Source organism: Halococcus saccharolyticus DSM 5350 (assembly GCF_000336915.1).
GTDB classification, from domain to species: domain Archaea; phylum Halobacteriota; class Halobacteria; order Halobacteriales; family Halococcaceae; genus Halococcus; species Halococcus saccharolyticus.
The window spans coordinates 123,734-143,992 of the sequence record NZ_AOMD01000021.1 but is presented as its reverse complement, the minus strand read 5'-3'; the positions used below and the strand labels follow the sequence as shown (position 1 = coordinate 143,992).

The 20,259-nt window shown below is 58.8% G+C and carries 19 protein-coding genes and 3 pseudogenes; 13 read left to right on the top strand and 9 right to left on the bottom strand.

Translation table 11 applies throughout. The features are described from left to right. Positions 1 to 47: 47 nt before the first annotated feature. Complete coding sequence (locus tag C449_RS08960) at positions 48 to 1,007, bottom strand: glycosyltransferase family 2 protein (RefSeq protein ID WP_049913995.1); 960 nt, start codon at positions 1,005 to 1,007, stop codon at positions 48 to 50. Positions 1,008 to 1,009: 2 nt separating this feature from the next. Further along, positions 1,010 to 1,513: a DUF1616 domain-containing protein gene (locus C449_RS08955; RefSeq protein ID WP_006077674.1), complete on the bottom strand. Its 504-nt coding sequence runs from the start codon at positions 1,511 to 1,513 to the stop codon at positions 1,010 to 1,012. A 92-nt stretch (positions 1,514 to 1,605) separates the two neighbouring features. Between C449_RS08955 and C449_RS08950 the strand changes: the two genes are divergently transcribed. Both C449_RS08950 and C449_RS08945 read left to right on the top strand, forming a co-directional pair. Further along, a complete protein-coding gene (locus tag C449_RS08950) occupies positions 1,606 to 2,439 on the top strand; it encodes a CPBP family intramembrane glutamic endopeptidase (protein WP_161606452.1) in 834 nt (277 codons plus the stop codon). Positions 2,440 to 2,533: 94 nt separating this feature from the next. Further along, positions 2,534 to 3,586: a hypothetical protein gene (locus C449_RS08945; RefSeq protein WP_006077672.1), complete on the top strand. Its 1,053-nt coding sequence runs from the start codon at positions 2,534 to 2,536 to the stop codon at positions 3,584 to 3,586. Positions 3,587 to 3,700: 114 nt separating this feature from the next. Here the strand turns inward: C449_RS08945 and C449_RS08940 are convergent, their stop codons facing one another. Continuing rightward, entirely contained in the window at positions 3,701 to 3,961 is a 261-nt protein-coding gene (locus C449_RS08940; RefSeq protein WP_006077671.1) for a hypothetical protein, read from the bottom strand. A 505-nt stretch (positions 3,962 to 4,466) separates the two neighbouring features. Between C449_RS08940 and C449_RS08935 the strand changes: the two genes are divergently transcribed. Continuing rightward, complete coding sequence (locus tag C449_RS08935; RefSeq protein WP_006077670.1) at positions 4,467 to 5,714, top strand: glycosyltransferase family 4 protein; 1,248 nt, start codon at positions 4,467 to 4,469, stop codon at positions 5,712 to 5,714. Here the strand turns inward: C449_RS08935 and C449_RS08930 are convergent, their stop codons facing one another. From C449_RS08930 to C449_RS08920, 3 genes are all read right to left on the bottom strand, one after another. Beyond that, positions 5,715 to 6,284 (bottom strand): metal-dependent hydrolase, encoded by a 570-nt coding sequence (locus C449_RS08930; RefSeq protein WP_152415690.1) that lies wholly within the window; start codon positions 6,282 to 6,284, stop codon positions 5,715 to 5,717. It abuts the gene before it with no gap. 28 nt (positions 6,285 to 6,312) lie between these two features. Continuing rightward, a complete protein-coding gene (locus C449_RS08925) occupies positions 6,313 to 6,543 on the bottom strand; it encodes a hypothetical protein (protein WP_006077668.1) in 231 nt (76 codons plus the stop codon). Positions 6,544 to 6,698: 155 nt separating this feature from the next. After that, positions 6,699 to 9,446 (bottom strand): G8 domain-containing protein, encoded by a 2,748-nt coding sequence (locus C449_RS08920; RefSeq protein ID WP_206536530.1) that lies wholly within the window; start codon positions 9,444 to 9,446, stop codon positions 6,699 to 6,701. Between the two features lie 459 nt (positions 9,447 to 9,905). Here C449_RS08920 and C449_RS08915 point away from each other — a divergent pair. Beyond that, positions 9,906 to 10,946, top strand: a pseudogene (locus C449_RS08915) (Gfo/Idh/MocA family protein); the annotation flags it as partial. Positions 10,947 to 11,216: 270 nt separating this feature from the next. On the opposite strand, the gene C449_RS08910 reads toward C449_RS08915, so the two are convergent. After that, the gene (locus C449_RS08910; protein WP_006077665.1) at positions 11,217 to 11,669 is read right to left on the bottom strand and encodes a hypothetical protein; all 453 of its coding nucleotides are present in this window, start codon (positions 11,667 to 11,669) and stop codon (positions 11,217 to 11,219) included. A 523-nt stretch (positions 11,670 to 12,192) separates the two neighbouring features. On the opposite strand from C449_RS08910, the gene C449_RS08905 reads away from it, so the two are divergent. Both C449_RS08905 and C449_RS18650 read left to right on the top strand, forming a co-directional pair. Next, a complete protein-coding gene (locus tag C449_RS08905) occupies positions 12,193 to 12,987 on the top strand; it encodes a helix-turn-helix transcriptional regulator (RefSeq protein ID WP_006077664.1) in 795 nt (264 codons plus the stop codon). Between the two features lie 463 nt (positions 12,988 to 13,450). Next, a pseudogene (locus C449_RS18650) lies at positions 13,451 to 13,693 on the top strand (IS6 family transposase); the annotation flags it as partial. 181 nt (positions 13,694 to 13,874) lie between these two features. On the opposite strand, the pseudogene C449_RS18830 reads toward C449_RS18650, so the two are convergent. Then, positions 13,875 to 14,033 (bottom strand): annotated as a pseudogene (locus C449_RS18830) (ester cyclase); the annotation flags it as partial. Positions 14,034 to 14,094: 61 nt separating this feature from the next. Here C449_RS18830 and C449_RS08900 point away from each other — a divergent pair. From C449_RS08900 to C449_RS08875, 6 genes are all read left to right on the top strand, one after another. Next, a complete protein-coding gene (locus C449_RS08900; protein WP_241430097.1) occupies positions 14,095 to 14,619 on the top strand; it encodes a monooxygenase family protein in 525 nt (174 codons plus the stop codon). A gap of 103 nt (positions 14,620 to 14,722) precedes the next feature. Beyond that, positions 14,723 to 15,532 (top strand): helix-turn-helix transcriptional regulator, encoded by an 810-nt coding sequence (locus C449_RS08895; protein WP_006077661.1) that lies wholly within the window; start codon positions 14,723 to 14,725, stop codon positions 15,530 to 15,532. Between the two features lie 81 nt (positions 15,533 to 15,613). Further along, positions 15,614 to 16,042: a hypothetical protein gene (locus C449_RS08890; RefSeq protein ID WP_006077660.1), complete on the top strand. Its 429-nt coding sequence runs from the start codon at positions 15,614 to 15,616 to the stop codon at positions 16,040 to 16,042. Then, positions 16,043 to 16,627, top strand: coding sequence for a halocyanin domain-containing protein (locus C449_RS08885; protein WP_006077659.1), 585 nt, complete (start codon positions 16,043 to 16,045; stop codon positions 16,625 to 16,627). Further along, positions 16,624 to 16,917, top strand: coding sequence for a twin-arginine translocase TatA/TatE family subunit (locus C449_RS08880; RefSeq protein ID WP_006077658.1), 294 nt, complete (start codon positions 16,624 to 16,626; stop codon positions 16,915 to 16,917). Before C449_RS08885 ends, C449_RS08880 begins: the two co-directional genes overlap by 4 nt. Positions 16,918 to 17,121: 204 nt before the next feature. Beyond that, positions 17,122 to 17,988: an alpha/beta fold hydrolase gene (locus C449_RS08875; RefSeq protein ID WP_006077657.1), complete on the top strand. Its 867-nt coding sequence runs from the start codon at positions 17,122 to 17,124 to the stop codon at positions 17,986 to 17,988. Between the two features lie 41 nt (positions 17,989 to 18,029). Here the strand turns inward: C449_RS08875 and C449_RS08870 are convergent, their stop codons facing one another. Continuing rightward, positions 18,030 to 19,289 carry an FAD-dependent monooxygenase gene (locus tag C449_RS08870; RefSeq protein ID WP_006077656.1) on the bottom strand — a complete coding sequence of 420 codons (1,260 nt, stop codon included), beginning with the start codon at positions 19,287 to 19,289 and terminating at the stop codon, positions 18,030 to 18,032. 127 nt (positions 19,290 to 19,416) lie between these two features. Between C449_RS08870 and C449_RS17820 the strand changes: the two genes are divergently transcribed. Further along, positions 19,417 to 19,872: a hypothetical protein gene (locus tag C449_RS17820; RefSeq protein ID WP_152415689.1), complete on the top strand. Its 456-nt coding sequence runs from the start codon at positions 19,417 to 19,419 to the stop codon at positions 19,870 to 19,872. The last annotated feature ends 387 nt before the right edge of the window (positions 19,873 to 20,259 follow it).

Sequence of the window (20,259 nt, the reverse complement as noted above, 5' to 3'; positions counted from 1 at the left end):
ACTGTTCGTCGCTCTCGTCAGACACTGCTGACGTAGCTCATTTCCCATCAACTGGGGCGTTCGACCTGTCCTTCGATGTGTCGATACCCGTCGGCGAGTCCTCGAAGGATCGCTCTCGCTTCCCTCCGCGCCCCTCGCTTGACGTGACGTCCCGCAATGGCGAGCCTCGAACACACGTACAGGACATCAAACAGCACCCGCGCCGGTCCGGAGAGATACCGATGAGCGATGAGCACCCGATTCCGCGTCAGGTAGTAGAGCTGGAAGGCTCTGTTCGAGCTGTTGCCGCCGTCGTGGACCACGGGAGCGCGTTCGGCGACGACGCTCGTCCGGTCGTACTCTCGACACCACAGCGCGAGTTCGACCTCCTCGCAGTACATGAACAGCGATTCGTCGAGGAACTGTCCCACCGAGTCACGGCGGTCTCGAAGGAGCGCTCGCGAGAGAAGCACGCCCGCCCCCTCGATGCGATCGGTCGCCCACCAGCGCCGGTCGGCGTACGCCGCACGGGAGTCCGAAACGAACGGCAGGTTGGCCCGATAGCCCGAGTAAAACAGCATGTCCGGATACCAGTTCGGATGGGAGATGATCGGCTTATCGGACTGATCGCGGACCATCGCGCCGACGATGTCCGCGGCGCTCTCGTCGGCGACCGCCACGAGTTCGTCGATGGTATCGGCAGCCACGGATGCGTCGTTGTTGAGCAGCAGTACGTAGTCGGTCCCGTTCGCGAGCGCACGCTCGATCCCCGCGTTGCAGCCCCCGCCGAAGCCCCGATTGTGACCGGTGAACACGAACTCACATCCATCGAACCCCGCCGCGAGGCGCTCACCCGAGCCGTCCGTCGAGCCGTTGTCCACGACGACCACGCGGTAGTTCGGATACGAGAGCTCCGTGAGGGTGTCCAAACACTCGCTCGTGTCGTCGTAGTTGTTCCAATTCACCACCACGATGCTGACGACTGGCGGATCGCCCTCGGTGTGTGTCGTGGTAGCGGAACGGTCCATCGTCATTCGTTGTGGTGGCCGGACGTACGGCTGTCGGGAATCTGTCGGTTGTTGGCGGTACTGGCCTCTTGGACGGTCATCCACAACCGCAACGTGCGATAGGGTTCTAACTCCGGAGTGACGGATTCACCCCTGTAGAGGAGAAGCTGCAGCTGCTTGCGACCGGATGATTCGGGTGTGAACGATCGATTTCGCTCCCACGTCTCCTGGTCAGCTATCGAGACGGTCCGCGTATTGAGCGTCTCGTTGTCGAGTTCCAACACCAGCGTGTACTGCATTTCCCGGTTCTCGTGGTTCGAAATGCCGACGGTGAGATCCCTGTTCTCCCCCACGGAGAGGTTGTCCGAGTAGTTGCTGGCGTTGCCTTCCGGTCCCAGCACGTAGAACTCGGTGTACGGATCGGTCCGCTGCTCCGGCGTGAACGAGAAGTAGACGATGGCGAGCACCGAAACGACGAGGACGGCGAGCAGTACCTGTGTCAACAGGCGCTTATGGTCGTCGTTCACTGTCCGCTCCTCCGTCGGGCCCTCGGTCGTTCGTTTCGTCGCCGGTACGCTGATAAGGTAGCATGTGGTATGTGTGGATGGTCCGTGATCGTATGAGCTTCGACGCCGTTCGCCAAAACCCATCGGAGTATTTGCAAAAGCGAGGATTAAATCTTACGGGTGTTTTCGTCACGCTCCTCGTTCTCAACATCGTCGGGAGCGAGACGGCCGTCTTCTACGGTGCGCTGGAGTACGCACTCTGGGGGTATCTCGTCACGCTCGTCCTCTGTGTGTTGGGTCCGCTTCTCGTCGGACGGGATGCAGGCTTGTTCCAGGCACTCGCGCTCGTCCCCGTGTTCCGTCTCGTCAACCTCGGCATGCCGGTGTTCTTCGAAACTACCCTCTACTGGCTCCCACTCATCTATGGGCCGTTCATTCCGGCGGGGTACCTCGTTGCGACGTCCCGGCCGGAAACCGATCTCTCGATCGGCGGACTGCGTGCCCTTCTCGTGGCACCCATCGTCCTTCCACTGAGCGCTGGCCTCGGTGTCGTCGAGTACTCGCTTCTCGATCCCGTTCCGCTCGTTGCGGAGTGGAGTGTTGGCAATCTACTACTGATCGGGATCGTCATGTTCGGTTTCGTCGCCGTGGTCGAGGAACTCCTGTATCGCGGCATCATCCAACGCGCGTTCGAATACCGGTTCGGGAGAGGGATCGGGATCGTCGTCGCTAGCGTCCTCTTCGGATTCATGCACTCCGGCTATGGAGTTCCACAGGAAATCCTGTTTGCGACGGGCATTGGGGTGTTCTTCGGACTGGTCTACGAGTACACCCGGAGCCTCGTCCTCGTCGTCCTGATGCACGGTACACTGAATCTGTTCCTGTTCGCCGTCGTCCCGTACCACCAATGGCTGGTCGAATACGTCTACCAGTACATCCCGGTCTGAGAGGCACACGGGGCTCGACAACCGAAGCAACTGATGACAACGATCCCGACAGATCGTATAAGTAACTCGGCTGCGAACTGACGGTGATCGATCGATGGTCGACGACACACCGACCAGCGAGGACGACGGAGCACCGAACGCGTTCGTCTTTGCCGCCATCCTGATCGCCATCGTCGCCCTCGTCTACGTCACACAACCGCTCGTGACGGGATTGTTCGGTGTGGATCTGGCGGGCGACTCGACGGATGCACCGTTCACCAATGGCACGCCCGCTCCGACGGGGACGGCAGGCGATACCCCTGAGGAAAGTGACGACTCCCTCGGACGCGTTGGCACGCTCAGTCCAACTGACGGCAGCAGAACTGAGACCGAGTCCACCGACACACGTACTATCGCCGATACCAACGGCACAGCCGCACCGAACGCGACGCAGACGGGATCGTCGACCGTTACAACACCACCAACCACGAAATTCCGGACACCCGAACGGACGACCTCGGTCGAATCGTCCGTGACGACACGGACCACGACAGCGACGCCAACGACAGTGACAACATCGACGACGCCGACCGCAACGGAGACGGCGACGGCAACCCAGACCACGACCCCACAGGAGACGCGAACGGGGACCGCGGAACCACCGCGATCGACCACCGTTTCGTCGCCGACCCGGACATCACCGACTCCGACCCGAACACCATCGCCGACGCCGGAGCCGACAACGAGCACAACGGGGATCACAACGGACGGACAAACTGATCGAGGACCAGCGATCGATACGTTCGCGGTCGACGATCGTTCGAGGAACGGAACGACTCTCGTCACCGTCGACTGGCGTATCTCCGATCCCGATAGTGATCTCACTTCGGTCCGGGTAGCCCTGGTCGCCGAACCCGACGAGGGGGCCCGGCGCGTCGAGCAGCAACGATTCGATGCCGATGGCGACTCGTCACTGGGGAGTACCACACTCGAACTGCCAGCGAGCGTCGACGTCTACGAAGTCCGTCTCGCGGCCGTGGACGAAAACGGGAACTCCGTTTTCGCACTCACGCGCGAGGTGCCGACGATCCCGACGAATGAGATGAAAGCCAGACAAAACCGCCAGCCAACGGTGCGGACGTTCGCGAAGAGCGAGGTTGGTCGCTGAGAACGCCACGATAGCTACCCGCCGGATTCAGTCCTGTTCGTCGCCACTCCGTACCACTGTTCCTCCGGTGGCCGTCGAATCGTGAACCCGTGACCCTCTGCGGGAAATCGATCGTTACACCTGCACTTCGGCGAGCACGCGCATTGACTGCACGAGAACGACGGCCAGAAAGACCACAAGCAGCGGGAGAACGGTTGCGATGAGGGTCCGTCGATGCCGGACATCCGTCGACTTGGTCGCGTTGTAGAGATCGAGGTAGCCGAGGAGAAAGACGAGTGCCACTGCCGCGAAGAGACTACCGATGCCGATCCCGGCGGTAGAAACTATCGACATTCCGGACGGCGACGAACCGGAGACGATCGCAGCGAGACTCATTGAATGGATTACTCATCCAACCAATAAAAAGATTTGGGTAATTGGCCGATCACCACCGTGCCACCGACCATCGGAATCGACGGTACTGACGCTCTGGCCACGCCTATGGAAGTCGCAGGCAAACTGGATTCACTGTGCCCGCCATTCCAGAAACGCGACCGAGCCCAGCATCGCAAAGAGCGTGGGACCCAGAAACCGGCGGCAGAGCGCCTGTTCATAGACAACTAGCGCTCGGTGGAACCAGAACACGTCGACATGGGCGTTATCGCTGGTTCGTGGGTTTTCTTTCGCCGTCAAGCGTCGCCCACCACCGATTCGGCGGGATAGACCGATTCGTCGTGTATGTATCGGACTGTCTATGAGTCATAGCCGTCCACCAACAGATCTGGTTCGGACCGTCGAAGATGGTTTTCGCTACCAGCACTTCCCACTCTTCTCGTTCGTCGTGTGACCATCGTTTCCATTACACTTACTTGTGCGCAGGTATACAAAAGTCTACAGCACAATGCGCATCGTTCACATCTACGACGGCCACGAGGCGATCTACGAGGGGCAGGGTTCGCTGCCGAGGATCGTCTGGAACGTCGCGAAGCGGACGGCTGCCCGTGGGCACGACGTAACGATACTCGAACGGCAGTGGGATGGGCTTGCGCCGGCCGCCGAACGCGAGGGCGTTGATTTCCGGCGGCTGCGTCTTCGTACTGGCTCCGACACGCCGTGGGAAGAGGTTCCATACGAAATGGTCGAGCAGCGGACTGGGCTCGGGAAACTGATCGTCGACCGAACGAACTTCGGGCTGAAGACGCTGAACCTGCTTCGCACGCTGGAGTTCGACGCCATCCACGTTCATCTCCCGTTCGCCGCCAACGTCCTCGTCACGATCGCGCCATGGCTGCGATCACGGATGGTATTTACTGCTCAACTTGGCGAACTCCGATTGAATGCCCTGACTGACGGCACGGACGGTGTTGCCCCCGATGTGCCAACTGCGCTTCAGCGGTTCTCCCCCGACATTCATCTCGCGAGGAGAGTAGCATGTACGACGGTGCTGAATCCGCGTGTCAAACACATTTTCGAACAGAACGGGATCTCGCCCCAGCAGGTGCTCCACGTTCCGAATGGGGTAGATATCGCGAAGTTCGCGTCGGTCGAGTCGGCCGACTGTGAACGAGTGCGTGCGTCGTTCGATCTCGACGGCCGTCCGATCGTTTTCTTCGCTGGAACGATCATGCCCCGCAAAGGCGTCCTGGAACTGGTGCAGGCCGCGGCCGATGTCGTCGACGCAGGCTACGATGACGTCCGTTTCGTCCTCGCTGGTGAGACAGACCTCGATCAGGAATATTTTCGCCGGGTCAGATCGGTCATCGACGAGCGTGGGATCGAGACGAACGTGGTGTTCACCGGCTATCTCCGGGATCACGATCTCCTTCCGGCGTACAAGACCGCCGATATTTTCGTCCTGCCGTCCTTCGAGGAGGGGTTCGGAATGGTCGTCTCAGAGGCCATGGCGACAGGAACACCGCCGGTTGCGTCGAATATCAACGGGGTGCGACAGCAGATCGACGACGGCGAGACCGGTCTCCTCGTCGAACCGGGATCCGTACAGCAACTCGCAGATGCCATCGAGGAACTCCTTGCCAACCCCGAGCGCCGTCGGCAGATGGGACAGCGAAGCCAGCGACGGGCACAGCTGTTCGGGTGGGAAGCGATCACCGACCAGTACGTCGATATTTACGAAGAGCTCGCTGCCTGATCACCGCTCGATTCGGTGGTGGGGTGACGTCGCCTCCGCCGCTTCCGACGTGTGCCGGGAACGGCGTTCGAGGCCAACGTAGAGGACAGCGAACAGCAACACCGATGTGACGCCGAACGCGTTAATGAACCCGTAGGTGTTGAATCCTGCTCTCGGAGTGGCGGTAGCGAGCGCCAGTAGCGGCCCTTCGAACACGATACCGAGTGGGCCTTCGCCGAACGAGACTTGCATCGGATACCGAAGGCCGATTCCCGCATCGATCAGCGGGGCGAACAGGGGGACAGGGCCACCATCAATGATATCGATCAGCGGGTGACTGAGCACGAATCCCGCGACGAGCGGCGAGTATGCGGTTCTCCCACGGAGAACTCTTTCGGCAACGATGAGACCGATACAGAGCGGAACGAGCGTGACGAGCGAGTGGAGGGCTCCAGGGATACCGAGGAACTTGTCGAGATCCGAAAGCACCCCGAACCCACCGAGCGCAAGCAGGTATCGTTGTTCGAACAATTCCGGGTACAGCACATAGGCAACCGTCAACGGAAGAAATACATGTGTAAGGAAATCCATTCCGGAAAGGCTGTAGCGCGGCGGGAGATCACTCGTTGAGATAGCCCAATGACTTCAGTCGATCGCGTACTTCGTCCTCGTCGACCGCCTCGAAGTCGTCGTCCTCGGTTTCCTGCTCGACTCGGTACAGAACCTCTTCCATCACGTAGGTGATATATTCGGGGGTCGAATCGAACTCGGTACGTGGGAGACGTTTCTCGACACGCTCCACGATCCGTTCGGGTAGCTCGACCTGCCGCTGTTTTTCGGCCACAGTCATTTCAGTTCACCTATTCGTGTGTTCTCATATCAATCTTCCCCCGGTGGAGCCAAAAGCTGCAGCATCGATGGGAGGTAACGGACCACCGAAGCGAGCGTGACAGGTCACAAACGGATACCGCTCTCCGGAGAACGAGAATAAGCGGCCAGGGTCGATCACCGATTCTGCGCTGGTTGCCCGAAACCGCCGAGGATGGTGGCATCCGAGGCAATGAACAGTTTGTCGAGGAGAACGCCATCGTTCGGACACCCGATCTCGAGCGTGTGTGTTCCTGCTGAGAGGTCCCACGTGTACTCAGACTCATCGTTCGGGGCTGCTGTGTACCACTTGAACCCGTTTGGCGGCTTCAACTTCTCCCACGCGTTCCACGTACCGTCGTCGATTCGAGTGTACACCGTGTCGCCGTTCCAACTACGGGTGAAGAACCGTCCATACAGCGAGTAGGTCCCTTCAGAAACGTCGAAGTTTATCGACACAACGGACGCATCATCGGCTGGCGGTTCGTCCGTTCCTGTAGTCACACGCACAGCCTCGCCGCTCTCTGTGTTGGCATCGGACACCACTTCTGCTCCCGAGAGAATATCACCAGCGGCTACGTCTAACCACGCTGCTTCGGGTGGAGTCGAACGGTTGATGGGGTCGAGCACCCCACCAGTGACGTAGTCTTCGCCAACGGCAGTATCAGGTAGCAGTGACCCACCAAGCGACACACCGAACTGATCCATCAACTCTTGATTCGTGAGCCCGATAACCGCTCCAGCATCGTCATGACCGATAACATCGGTCATGTGTCCGTAGCTCCCGCCAGTTGTGACCGTAACCAGTTCCGCTTCGGATTTGATCGGGACATAATCTGGACGTTGTTCCTCATAATAGACCGTTCGGCCGTCGAGGACCGTTCCGCGATTTCGAGCGAGCCCCAGCAACTCTCCAGCTTTCACGTCATCGTAGCTGAGGTCATGGCGTAGCAAGGGCTGTTTCCCTGCCCCATCGTCGTTGCGCTCGGCAACGAGCGGACCGGTGTTACCGATCTTCCAATCGATGTCGACGGCGTTGTCGAGAACGTTGTCACGGACGATCGTTGTTCGATGCTCGCCCGGGACGACACCGAGATTCCAACCCCGGATGTCACAGTTCTCGACGATATTGGTCCAGAAATAGTCGTGACCGGGGATTCCGACTCCCGTCCCGTCGGTCCCGAGAAGGCGACAGTCTCGGACGGCGACGTTCGACAGGTATCGGAGTTTGATGCCCTGGTTGCCACCTTTCTTCGCCCCATTTTTGACGACGCCGCGTGTGTTCCCCTCGTCATCGATGTGAGGGCCGACGTTGTACACCGTGAAGTCACGGATTTCGCTGAACTGGTCGAACCGTTCGTGTTTCCACTTGAAGCTGTTGCGCGAGAAGTCCAACCCGCCAGCCGATGCAAACGCCTCGTTGCCCTCGAAGCGTTCGAGGCGAACAAAACACGACGGAACCTTGTCGGTGTCCCGCATCAGTTCGTCGTGGTCATGACTGAACCTCCCCGCAGAAATCGCTTCCATGAGTGGTTTCTGTCCCTCTACGTACTCCATCGGGAGGTTAGGACAGTAGGTCACTCGACTGTCTTCGACCTGTGTACATTCGGCCATCGGCCCGTCGAGGAGTTGGCGTGTCCAGATGGCGAATCCGTAGTGCCGGTGGCCAGCAGCGACGTTGTCCGTGAGTTCGACGATCGGGCTTTGGGACCAGAAACCGTGACCAGCGTGACCGAAGTCGTCGATTTCGATGGAGGCGTGGCGAGTGCCGAACGCACGGTCGTCGATCTTGTCGCCACTTCCCTTCGATCGGAGCGCGAAGTTCCGTCCGAACGATCCGCGTTCGTTGCCACCTTCGGCGACGAATCCTGCACCGAGTACGTCGTACGTGATCGAGTCCGTCACTTCGGCGTGAGAGTGGTGGTTGACGATGCCCCACCCGGGACTGCCGTCGACGACGACTCCTTCGGCCCGATGTGGCTCCTGTTCGATCCCCGTCTTGTGATAGTGAAACGAGTACCTCGCTTTCGGATTCGTCTCCGCGTCGTCGGGTGCTGTTCCCCGAACTGGATCGGTGATCGCCTGCGATTTGTCGGTCCGTCCCAGTTCGCGGAACGCAGCGTACCGGACGTCGGTCGCGGGGTTCATGACCATCACATGTCCACGCCGCGGAATCTCCGCCGATTCCGATTCGAACATGACGTTGCGAGACAGGTTGAGGACGTATCCGTCGAGGTCGTCTGCCGGTGGGATGTGGTCGTACTCCAGTGCACAGTCAAGGCGTACTGTCGTTCCAGCAACAGCCTCGATCCGCCGCTCCTCGTCCCTGTTTTCGTTGGGGTTCACTCCTGGTACGACGAGTCGGTCACCCGCTTTCCAGTTCGTCGGTGTCGCCGGGAGGGATAGTTGGCGGTCCCCTACTGCCGGGAAACGCGCGAGCTCGGTCCAAGACGTCTTCGCTGCCCCGTGGACCGTCAGATCCCCATTCACGAGAAGCCCTCGGCGTCGCCGACCGGGGTCCTGCGCTTCGTCGATCGGGCCGGTGTCGATGAACGTGATCCGGGCTTCGGTTCCGGCCTCAATGGGGGTCGACGGTGTGCCTATCCGGAGCGTGCTTCTGGGGTTCGTCACCAGCGTATCGACCTGGAGATGTGTGTCGACAGTCGGATCGAACGTCAGCGTCCCGTCGACGTGGACGGTTTTGAGCCGGGCTGTCCCTTGGTGGGCGACTGTGACGATCACACCACGCTCGATGAGCACGCGGGCGTCGTCATCCGGGACAGCACCGTCCGCCCAGACGGACGGATCGTCCCACTGCCCGTTTTGCACCGCCCGATACATCCCGTCCATCGGTCCTTGTAGCGGAGTCGAAGCAACGCCGAACACCGCCGCGGCAGCGGAAAGCTTCAGATATGATCGTCGTTCGAACAGTTTATCGTTCGCTGATCGCCGATCATCGTTCGTCCGGTGCCCACCCATGCTCTACGCTTGACTGTGCAGACTATATCAATATGACTACCTTTTTCCAACACCAACGTGGAAAAGGCTAAGAGTAGGCTTCTCAGCGAAGATGTCAATTCCGAACAAACCATCGAAAACGATACCGAATATGTTGTTGATATTAGTAATTTCGAAATACGACTAGGTCATCCACAGGCAACTATTTCCCACGAGCTGAAATGAACCCATCCATTGAAACGAATTCTGGATATTGAGAACTCTCGCATATCACCACTAACTTTCATTAAATAATTCTATATGGATCGGTGCTGTAGGTGAAACCACGAGACAGGTGGACGATATGATGAACAGACACGGAAAATCGGATCGAAGGAATAGTCTGGCATGAACTGGCGTGATGTCCGGGTCGGTATCGTTGGACTCGGGAATATCGGCCGTGAACATGCCGATCGGCTCGTCGAGCACGACGTGAGTCTCGTGGGTGGTCTGGATACGAATTCCGGAGCTGATGATCGATTCGTCGAACGATACGGTCTGAGGACGTATGGGCAGGCTCGGGAGTTGTACGATGACGTCGATGCGGTCGTTGTGGCAACGCCGAACCGTCATCACGAAAAGTACGCCGTCGGGGCTCTCGATGCTGGCCTCAGCGTTCTCCTCGAGAAACCGCTCGCCCACGACCTCGAAAGTGCCGAACGTATCGCCGAGGCTGCCCGCTGGAGTAGTGGTTTCTGTATGGTTGGATTCACCAATCGTTACACCGGTTCCGTCGAAGCCATCAAAACCCTCCAACGGACGGGTCGATTCGGCGACGTTCGCCATATCGAAGCCAACTACATTCGACGTCGCGGCGTTCCCGGAATCGGCACCTGGTTCACCGACGGCGACGTTGCTGGTGGCGGATCGCTCATCGATATCGGTGTCCATGCGATCGATCTCGCGCTCTATATCCTCGATTTCCCTGATATCGTCGAAGTCACTGGCACCACCCGTTCGAACTTCGGTATCGGCGATGGCGCAATCGAAACCTCGGTGCCGAACACCGGGTATGAAGTCGACGATTCCGTGACTGCCTTCCTCCGCGCTGACGACGGCACGACTGTGAACCTCGAAGTCGCATGGGCAGCTACTCGACCGGCCGATGACACCGTTTTGGTTCGTGGAACCGATGCTGGCGCGCGTTTCGACCGCGAAAACGATACGCTCACGCTCTACGAAAACGACACTGAGGGTGGAAAGCGGTTCGCGGATACGGACGTTGTCTCCCTACAGAACGATCGGTTGGCTGCCGAACAGGCGGCATTCCTTGCGGCGATCGCATGCGACGAGCCAGCCGAGCAAAACCCCCTCGAACAGGCGCTTACAGTGCAGCGGCTAATCGACGCAATCTACCGTTCAGCCGACGCAGGGCGTGCAATTCGACTTGCTGAACCCAATCAAGCGAGATCGGCCACTGCTCGACGTACCATCCATCGAGAGCCCGAAACCACAGCCAACGGTTGGAAACAGCGGAGTTCATCGCACCCTTCGAGTTCCCAGCGGAAACGAAACGACAACGCTCAGTCACCGATACCGGAGAGTAGTGGGCGTCCCGACGCCGAAACCGAATCCGATCGAGTCACGACCTAATGCCGTCCGAACCTCGTGGGGAAACTGCCGCTTTTCCAACGAATTCCTAACGGCACGTAGCTCTGCTCACGTTTCGTCCCCCGATTGCTCGTACGTAACGAGTCCTAGCCAGAGAAATGCCACGGTGCTTCCCGGCGGATAGTAGGTCGCGCTCAACAACAGTTCGAGATCGGGTGCGACACAGTCCTCGTATCGCCGCTCTCCGTCGACTCTCCAGACCGATGTGTAGCCCTCGATGCCTGCGTGTGTGTATTTCCCGGTAATCTCGACGGTTCCCTCTCCCCCTGGTACTGGGACCGAGAGCTGATCGCCGATCGACAGTTCTCCGACTCCGAGCATGGGAAGCACGGATGGAAAAAGCACAGCCGTCACGAACGGATAGGCAGGTGTGGCGAGCAGTTCGTCCCTAATCGCTTCTGTTCTGCCTGTAACGGTCGTGTCGAATTTTTGATTGTCAAGTTCGTAGTGGAAGGCAACCGCAACGTCGTCATCGGATAACTCCGTGACCTCCCAGTTCATCCGTCCTTCGCCGGCTCCGTGAAGGAACAGATCGTAGGCGTAGCTGCCTGCTGTTTCGAAGGGGGATGGGGCGGATGTTCCTCCATCCGTTTCTTTACGATCTTTTACGGAGTAGTGACGCATTATTACGTTCGTTCACTCGGTCGAGTTGACCTCCTCAGCGTCGGATGGCGCAATCGGACGACGCTCCGTTGTGCTGATGCCGTTCACCTACTGACCGCCGTTGAGTCCGAGCAGTATGTGTTGGTGTTCATTTTGCGGTGGGTAGTGTCTCGACTGTTTCATCGCGGTGGTGTTTCTCTCTACGTCGTCTCTATCAGCCCTTTCGCGTACTTATACATATACTATTCGTGAAACAGATCCCATCCCCTCAAAGAAATCTCATGCTATGAGTGGACCGTAATACCGAAACTATCAACGGACATACTCGCGGTTGTTATTGCCACCCAAACATCAGAATTATATAGGATATCTAACTATCTAGCGTTGACTGATTTGTAACTCGGTGTTTTCATGAAGTAGCATGGATACGTCACTCGACAACGTTGAGTTTCTCTCACGGTCGGTCCATCGCCACGCGGCGCTGGAAGCGTTGATCGAGAGACCACACGATCGGGCGGATCTTCGGGAATCGATCGGTGCGTCTTCGTCCACGATTGGACGTGTTCTCGACGATCTCGAAGCGAAGGGATGGATCACAAGAATCGAGCATCACTACGAGGTAACGCAGGTCGGAAAGCTCGTCGGCGGCGAGTTTGCCCGCTTGCTCGAGACAATGGAAGCCGTCGAACAACTTCAGGAAGTGATCGATTGGCTACCGACCGAGCAGATGGAATTTGACATCACTACTTTACAAGACGCAGAGATCACCACATCGACACAGAGCAATCCGTTCATACCGATTCTTCGAATGGCAACTCGTCTCGGTACTGCTAGTCACATCCAGATGCTCGCATCTTCGGTCATTCCTCCAGTACTAACCGCAGTTCGAGACGCGGTGATTGAAGAGGCGCAGACGTTCGAGGCCGTGATTCCAGCAGGCCTTCTCGATGACGTAAGTGCTGAAACAGGCATGACGACCCAGATTCAGGAGATACTCAACTCCAACCAAGCCGCTGTGCTGAGGAGTGATGATGAAATTTCATACACCATGGCAATAGCTGATGAGACTTTATTAATAGAAGGTACTGACGAACAAGGGATTCCACGGGCACTCATCGAAACCGAAAACAAGTCTGCAGTGACGTGGGCCGAATCGGTGTATACGTCTTACCGATCCGATGCAGAACGGATCGGACCTAGCCAGGTCGTGGCGTGACCGTCTTTCGGCCAAGTTTGTATTTATACGGCGGACTAATTGTCTTTCAGCACTTAGAACTGCCTCAGAAACAGCTCTATCCCACTAACAAGCGGCAGTTTCACCGAATTGTTCTCCATATCCAGTGTTTTGAGAAATTAAAAATCCTTTTCATATAGCGTCTCCAACACTGATTGGTTTAAATCGCTTCTAATTGGATTTTATGCATAGTATGTGGCAGTTCACAAACTTCTGTTTCGAAAATGTGGATGTTGATCTCTTCGAGATCCACCTGCTTCAGTTGACGATATCACCTAAACTATCTTCTTTACCTTATCTATGGAGGATGAGATGGCACCAAGTTCAAGAATAGCTTCATTTCGGTATGTTATAGAGAATCCAAAATTAAGTTTTTACTCGACCATCGTCCGCACTGTCTAGTTGAGGGTGCTTGAGGAGCGAGCAGATCGTAGCAAGAATACTCATGAAACTCAAAGACCTGTTCAGAGAGACGTTGGATGTGGACTGTCATGAGGTTTGAGAGAACAAGCGCACCTCGAACACCGCCACGGTGTTCGAGGTGCGTCTTCATTCGATGGGGCTGTCGCTGCGGGAAACTGTTGCAGTGTTCGACTGGCTTGGCGTTGACCCTTCCCACGGCGCAGTCTGGTACTATACAAACACACACTCAGCAACCCAGGCAGACTCGCCGGCGGAGCCGTCGCAAGAACGTACAGGACGCCGCCGAGAACGAGTACCGCCATCCCCATTCGCAATCGGCACCGGATGGACATCACCGGTCGAATCTGGCATTCTGTTCGCGGAGATGGTACTGTCCTGAGTGGGAACGCCTCCGCTGTCATATCCTCAGTGCGGTCACGTACTGAGTGCTGATTCAGGAGCCGAGATTACTGTGAGAGATCTTCGAGGACATCGAGTTGTCGCATCATGCCGAGCATGTCCGGTTGAATCCATCTCTCGGCGATTTTCCCATCTTCGATACGGGTGAAGATCATGTTCTGGACCTCGATATCACTGCCCGTCGGTTCGATTCCGGCGGTGCGACCGGGTGCCCATCGATAGATCGTCTGACTAGTTTATTATCGGTGGTAGCGTAGCTACCGCTCAATGGCACCGATAGTCCGAGAACGGATGGCTGCGGAGATGGACGAGGGGTTCGTGATCTACATCAACGGGATGCGGCTCAACACGCTCCGGGCGCTCCCGCACTGGTTGGTCGCGAACTGGAAGGTCGCGAAGATGTTCAGAGAGTTGGAGGCGGATCCGGACAGCGGATTCCTCGGGTATACACCGATCTTTCTCGGACTCCGGAAGGGGGCTGCGATGCAGTACTGGCGGTCACTCGAGGACCTCCAGCGGTTCGCGACTGATCCGAACGGCTCTCACATCCCGGCCTGGAAATGGTACAACGAGACGGCCGACCCGGACGGGGGACTCGGGTTCTGGGCAGAACTCTACGTCGTCGACGGCGACTCCTTCGAGACGTTCTTTCGGAACGTCCCGCCCATCGGAGTCGGCAAATTCGCGAGAATGGTTCCAATGGACGAGCACGAGCGACGACTCGGGCTCTCCCCCGACGGGAGCACCCAGAAATCGACTCCTTCCCAAGAATCCGTCGAGAAGAGGGCCTGAGTTCGTCCTCGTTCAGGAATCGGATGAGGCTATCCGGCATATCCGTTCAGCGGACGGGCAAATGTTTATTGAAGTATAGGTTGATCGGACCTGTGATGGGGCCATGACCGCACTTGACAACATCGCGGCACTCGACGACATCGCGTTTCTCGCCCGTTCGGCTAGCCGCGTTCGGGTGCTCGAAACGCTCATCGAGGGGCCACACGACCGTGCCGAACTCCAAGCAGCAACCGGCATCCCACGCGCGACGGTCGGACGTATCGTCACCGAGTTCGAGGCCAGAGGTTGGGTCGTCCACGACGGCCACCACTACCGCACGTCGCCGCTCGGCGGCTTCCTCGTCGCGGAGTTCCGCGCGCTAGTCGAGGGTGTCGGGACCATGCAGAAACTCCGTGGCGTTATCGAGTGGCTCCCGACCGACGAGTTCGATTTTTCGTTGGACCGCTTCGCCGACGCCGACATCACGCTCCCGAAACCGAGCGATACGATCGCGCCCGTCGAACGTGCCGCCGAGTTGGTGGCAGCCGGCGAGGACGTCTCCATCCTCGCCTTCGGCTCGGCCCCGCAGGTCGTCGAGGCTGGCTGGCGAACGACCGTCAACGGCGTCCAGTCGTTCGAAGTCGTCTTCGCCGCTGAGACGCTCGATGCTGTCATGACTGACCCGGACGTCGGGACGTGGCTCCGCGAGCTCGCCGCGTGCGAGCGCGGGAGCGTTTACCGCTACGAGGGAACGGTTCCGTACAACCTCGCGGTCATCGATGATACCGCCAATTTCGCGCTGATCAACGACCAGGGCGCGCCGTCGGCACTGATCGAGACCGCCGATCCGACGATTCGTTCGTGGGTCGTCTCGACCCTCGATAACTATCGGCGCGAGGCAGAAGCGCTCGATGCCGACGCGCTCGGCTCGTGAGCGGTGCTCACGCCATGGGAAATTCCCGCAGGGAAGCATGATGCTGTGACGGCTCCATAGAGTATCTGCGGAGGAAACATCATGAGCTTTGCAACCTATGTGAAACAAAACACGCTCGGCATCCGACTGAACCTCGGCGGACTCACTCGCAGCCAGTTGAGTGCAATGGTGCTTGCGGCCATCACGGGTGGCGTTCACCTGTACCTGTTCGCAACCCAGAGCTTCGTCCCGTTCCTGCTCGCAGGGTTAGGATTCCTCACCCTCGCAGGGCTGATGGCGACGAGCTTCGACCACCGTCTGCTCTACTTCGGTGGAGTCGTCTTCACGCTCACCCAGATCAGTGCGTGGGTGATGCTCGGGATGCCCGACTTCCTGCTCGGGGTGGCTGACAAGACCGTCCAGGTGGCGTTGATCGGCCTGCTCACCACCCTCTACGTGAGTGAACATCGTAGTGCGGTCGCCGACCGTACCCGAACCGAAACCAGCGACCCCAAGGGAGTGGTGAGGTAGATGACCACGAGTCGTCGGGATTTCCTGAAAGCCGCCGGCGCTGTGGCGGTGGTGGGATCGGCCGGCCTCGCCGGCTGTACCGGCCAAGCGACCTCAAGTGGGAGCCAACCGAGCGGCCCGCAGCTCCCGAACGAACCCAACTACAAGGGCTGGTTCGACAACGTGAGCAACTACGATCACACCCACGACATGCGTGATCAGGACGCGATCACCATCGAGGTGGGGTCGAAGGGCAACATGGGCGACTTCGGGTTCGGCCCCGCCGCAGTAGCGGTGTCGCCCCACACCACCGTGACGTGGGAATGGACCGGCCGCGGTGGCAGCCACAACGTCATCGCCGATGAGGGCACGTTCAACAGCGGCCCCCCGGTGACCGACGCCGGCACCACCTTCGAGTTCACCTTCGACCGGCCAGGCGTCTACAAGTACGTCTGTGAGCCCCACGAGGCGATGGGCATGAAGGGCGCAGTGTTCGTCGCACTCGCCCAGTCCGCCTCCGGCGGCGGCAGTGCCCAGGCCAGCGATGGAGGCGCTCAGCAAAGTCGCGAGGGTGCCCAGCACAACCACGGAGGTGCGTCGGCATGATCAGCACGAGACTGTTCGAAACGGTCTTCCCGCTATTCGTGGGAGTGCCTGGCGGGCTGGAACTCGTCGTCATCCTAGCGGTGATCGTCCTGCTGTTCGGCCCGAGCAAGCTCCCGCAGCTCGCTCGGTCAGTCGGCAAGGCCGAAGCCGAGTTCCAGAAGAGCCGCCACGAGGTCGAAATGGACCTCGAGTCGTCCACACAACCGAACGCGAGCGGCCCCGAGGCGGCGACGGATTCGGTTCAGGACCTCCACACCGCTTCGAGTGAAACGGGGACGGTCGTCCCCTGAGCGGCTCTTTTGTCTTTTCAGACAGCGAACTCGAAACGACTGCTGGTAACACACGATGTCTTCGATACATCGCGGGTCCAAAATCGTGTTCTGCCATTGTTGGCGGAGTGGACATAGAGAAGCCCGACTACCCTTGTAGTGGTTCCACTCCCTCTGAGATTCCCCCGGTAACTTCATTTCAATCGGGTCGATAGGGATGTCACTATGCCGATCGTTCGGACCAACGACATCGACACCTACTACGAACGACGCGGCGACGGTCCGGTTCTCCTCTTCGTTCACGCGGCTATCGTCGACGCCAGCCAGTGGCTGCCGCAGCTCGAGGCGCTCAGCGACGAGTACACGACCATCGCGTACGACGTTCGTGGACACGGCTTGACCGGCAGATCCGAGAGGGAGGAGTACTCGGTCGATCTCTTCGTCGACGATCTCGAAGCACTCGTCGAGGAGCTCGAACTCGACCAGCCCGTCATCGTGGGTCTTTCGACGGGCGGTTGCATCGCGCAGGCGTACGCAGTCCGCCACCCCGAGTCGATCGCGGGGCTCGTCCTCGCCGATACCTTCACCGCCGCTGTCCTCGACTGGCGCGACAGAGTCCAGTTCGCCGCGCTGAGAGCCACCGTTCCGCCGGCCCGACTCGTCGGCTACGAGCGGGTCGAGCGCGTCAAGAACTGGTTCCACGAGCGGTTCGACGCGGGGGCTACCGGTGACTACGGGAACATCGAACGGCTCCGGAGAGGGAAGCCGAACATGGCGACCGACGAGTTCGCCAAGGTGATCCGAGCGATCGCGGATTTCCCTGAAACGACGGTGGATCTCACGGCAATCACCGTTCCGACCCTGGTGCTGTACGGCGAGAACGAACTGCAATTCATCCGTCGTCACGTCCTGCGGATCGCCGCCGAGATCCCGGACGTTACCGTTCGGAAGGTCCCGAACGCCGGTCACGCCGCCAACCTCGACAACCACGAGTTCTTCACTGCGGCGATGGCGGCGTTCCTCACCGATCACATTTACACCGATCGAACCCCCTCCGTCGGCGAACCGGGGGATACAGGAGAACCGGTCTGAATCCTCATCTCTCGATACCTGAGAGAATGGTTTTGGCTCTGTCAATCGGTGAAATGCGTGCGAGCGACCGAAATCGACCGGTCACCGAGTGCGAACGACTCGACCAGTCCTCGAATCCGCTTCGATCGTGGAACCGTCCAGCCGAACGCCGCTGTCGACGCACGAACCAGCCACGGTGGGACGTACCGTCCGTAGTTGAGCCAGAACGCGAGGTTCGCTGCGGCACGACGCTGGAGCGAAGTGACGCGTTCAACACTCGGTCGCCGTCGAGTCTCGAAAGCACGAAGTGCCTCAGCGGATAGCACCCCTCCGGTTTTCGCGAGTTCGTCGACGAGGAGGTCGTGAGCGACGACGGCATCTTCCACGGCAAGGGGATTGCCTTGTGCACCGATCGGACTGGCGACGTGAGCAGCGTCGCCCAGCAGCAGGAGACCCTCCCGAGTCCACGTCTCCGCGAGGCCTGGTGCGACATCCAGGAGGGTCGTGTCACGAAACCCATCGAGATGCGTGTCGATCACGGATCCGAGGTGTGGATCGATCGCAGCGACTCGGGTTCGGAACGCATCGAACCCTGCATTCCGGATGGAGGGCCATTCACCGTCTTCGACGAGATATCCCACCTGAATATCGCCGCCGCCCAACCCGAAATAGACGAGAACGCCGTCGCGGTCGATACGACCCTGTGAGCTGGCGTCGACCGTCCCGCTCGGGAGTTTGAACCACACGAGATCGATGGGCGAATCGAACAGTCCCGGATCGATGCCGGCCCTCGACCGGACCGTCGAGTATCGGCCGTCCGCACCAACCACGACGCGCGCCTCGAACTCGACGTCCTCGTTGGCCTGCCGGTCGTGAGCGTGTACGCCACCACATCCACCCGATTCGTCTGCTCGAAGGTCGGTCGCCGTCGTCGCAGGATGGAACGAGAACCGATCGTACCCACTGGCGTGGTCGACGAGACACTCGAGGAGCGCCGGCTGCTCCATCATGAGCGCATACGAGTAGTCGGTATCGAGGAGGTCGAAATCGAGAACCGAGACCTCCTCGCCGTAGAGCGAGAACGACCCCTCAGTGACGGTCTCGTGAGCGAGATCGAGCACGTCGTCGAGAACGTCCATCTCGTCGAACAATCGAATGACGCCCGGGTTCCAGCCGAACCCTCGATACTCCCGTTCGAAGGTACTAGCCCGTTCGAGAAGGGCGACATCGACACCGCTCCGCGCGAGGAGGTACGCGAGTACAGCTCCACCAGGACCACAACCGACGACAACGACATCCGCGGTTTCGGTTCTGCTGGGCATACGCATCCATTCGTCGGCAGCCAGTTATAGTTCGACTCGACGAAATGGATCACCGCTGGAAAACAATCGAACGGTTGGATGGAATATCTCTCATAGCGGCACTGTCTAGATGAGGGATTTCGGGCGAATGAGTGTAGCTCTCTGGAGAATTACTTCGAGGTCAACCGAATTCTCCAGATCAATCAAGAGATCGTCTCTCCGGCTCATCAGCCGTCAAATCAGGTCTAATTGTGACGACGGGAACGATGAGGTCAACGAGAGCGATGGGAGCGGGGAGACTGACGGAGTCAATGAGAGCGAGGGAACCGACGGCGAGGTGGGTGAGGAATCGGAAGTCGGTGAGGGCGACCTCTCGCTTGCCGGTCTGCAGACCGACGCGGACGGCAACGACAACGACAACATGAACGACCAGTACCTCACCTACGAGAACACCGGCGACGCACCACTCGATCTCACAGGGTGGACCGTCGAGGATACTTCGGACACCACGTACACCTTCCGAAGATCACGGCCAATAGCGCTCCGACCACCAACCCGAACGCGTACGGACACTCGAGCGAGTCGGGAACGAACGTTCGACTGATCGAATCCACACGGACGAGAATAGCTCCGGAACGCATCGACAGTGAGGTCGATCCTTTGGTCATTGGTCCGGCGGCTCGAAGATTTTGTGCAGATTCTTCCAACAGCTCGAACACACCTGGTGGGTCACCCGATCCTGTACACCCCACCGACTCATGCTTCTCAGGATGATCTGTTGGGTCCCGTTCACATCAAGAGTCTTCTCACACATCGAGCAACTACCAGTTCCTCGTGTCTCTTCTACGACAGCCATGGCTAAAGCCATGACACAGACCGGATGGTAATAGTTCGATCAGGTGGTCAATCAGGGGTTTCGTAACGACATACCTGCACTCGCGGCAATCAGTGCTATTTCGAACCAGTGCTGCCACAACTCGGATTTACTGTG

What these genes read in the sequence shown, in the direction of transcription:
- C449_RS08940 (WP_006077671.1), bottom strand. Translation starts at nt 3,961, where the DNA reads ATGAGTCTCGCTGCGATCGTCTCCGGTTCGTCGCCGTCCGGAATGTCG.
- C449_RS08885 (WP_006077659.1), top strand. Translation starts at nt 16,043, where the DNA reads ATGACCACGAGTCGTCGGGATTTCCTGAAAGCCGCCGGCGCTGTGGCG.
- C449_RS08890 (WP_006077660.1), top strand. Translation starts at nt 15,614, where the DNA reads ATGAGCTTTGCAACCTATGTGAAACAAAACACGCTCGGCATCCGACTG.
- C449_RS08875 (WP_006077657.1), top strand. Translation starts at nt 17,122, where the DNA reads ATGCCGATCGTTCGGACCAACGACATCGACACCTACTACGAACGACGC.
- C449_RS17820 (WP_152415689.1), top strand. Translation starts at nt 19,417, where the DNA reads ATGAGTGTAGCTCTCTGGAGAATTACTTCGAGGTCAACCGAATTCTCC.
- C449_RS08895 (WP_006077661.1), top strand. Translation starts at nt 14,723, where the DNA reads ATGACCGCACTTGACAACATCGCGGCACTCGACGACATCGCGTTTCTC.
- C449_RS08905 (WP_006077664.1), top strand. Translation starts at nt 12,193, where the DNA reads ATGGATACGTCACTCGACAACGTTGAGTTTCTCTCACGGTCGGTCCAT.
- C449_RS08925 (WP_006077668.1), bottom strand. Translation starts at nt 6,543, where the DNA reads ATGACTGTGGCCGAAAAACAGCGGCAGGTCGAGCTACCCGAACGGATC.
- C449_RS08945 (WP_006077672.1), top strand. Translation starts at nt 2,534, where the DNA reads ATGGTCGACGACACACCGACCAGCGAGGACGACGGAGCACCGAACGCG.
- C449_RS08950 (WP_161606452.1), top strand. Translation starts at nt 1,606, where the DNA reads ATGAGCTTCGACGCCGTTCGCCAAAACCCATCGGAGTATTTGCAAAAG.
- C449_RS08870 (WP_006077656.1), bottom strand. Translation starts at nt 19,289, where the DNA reads ATGCCCAGCAGAACCGAAACCGCGGATGTCGTTGTCGTCGGTTGTGGT.
- C449_RS08880 (WP_006077658.1), top strand. Translation starts at nt 16,624, where the DNA reads ATGATCAGCACGAGACTGTTCGAAACGGTCTTCCCGCTATTCGTGGGA.
- C449_RS08960 (WP_049913995.1), bottom strand. Translation starts at nt 1,007, where the DNA reads ATGGACCGTTCCGCTACCACGACACACACCGAGGGCGATCCGCCAGTC.
- C449_RS08935 (WP_006077670.1), top strand. Translation starts at nt 4,467, where the DNA reads ATGCGCATCGTTCACATCTACGACGGCCACGAGGCGATCTACGAGGGG.
- C449_RS08900 (WP_241430097.1), top strand. Translation starts at nt 14,095, where the DNA reads ATGGCACCGATAGTCCGAGAACGGATGGCTGCGGAGATGGACGAGGGG.
- C449_RS08910 (WP_006077665.1), bottom strand. Translation starts at nt 11,669, where the DNA reads ATGAACTGGGAGGTCACGGAGTTATCCGATGACGACGTTGCGGTTGCC.
- C449_RS08930 (WP_152415690.1), bottom strand. Translation starts at nt 6,284, where the DNA reads ATGGATTTCCTTACACATGTATTTCTTCCGTTGACGGTTGCCTATGTG.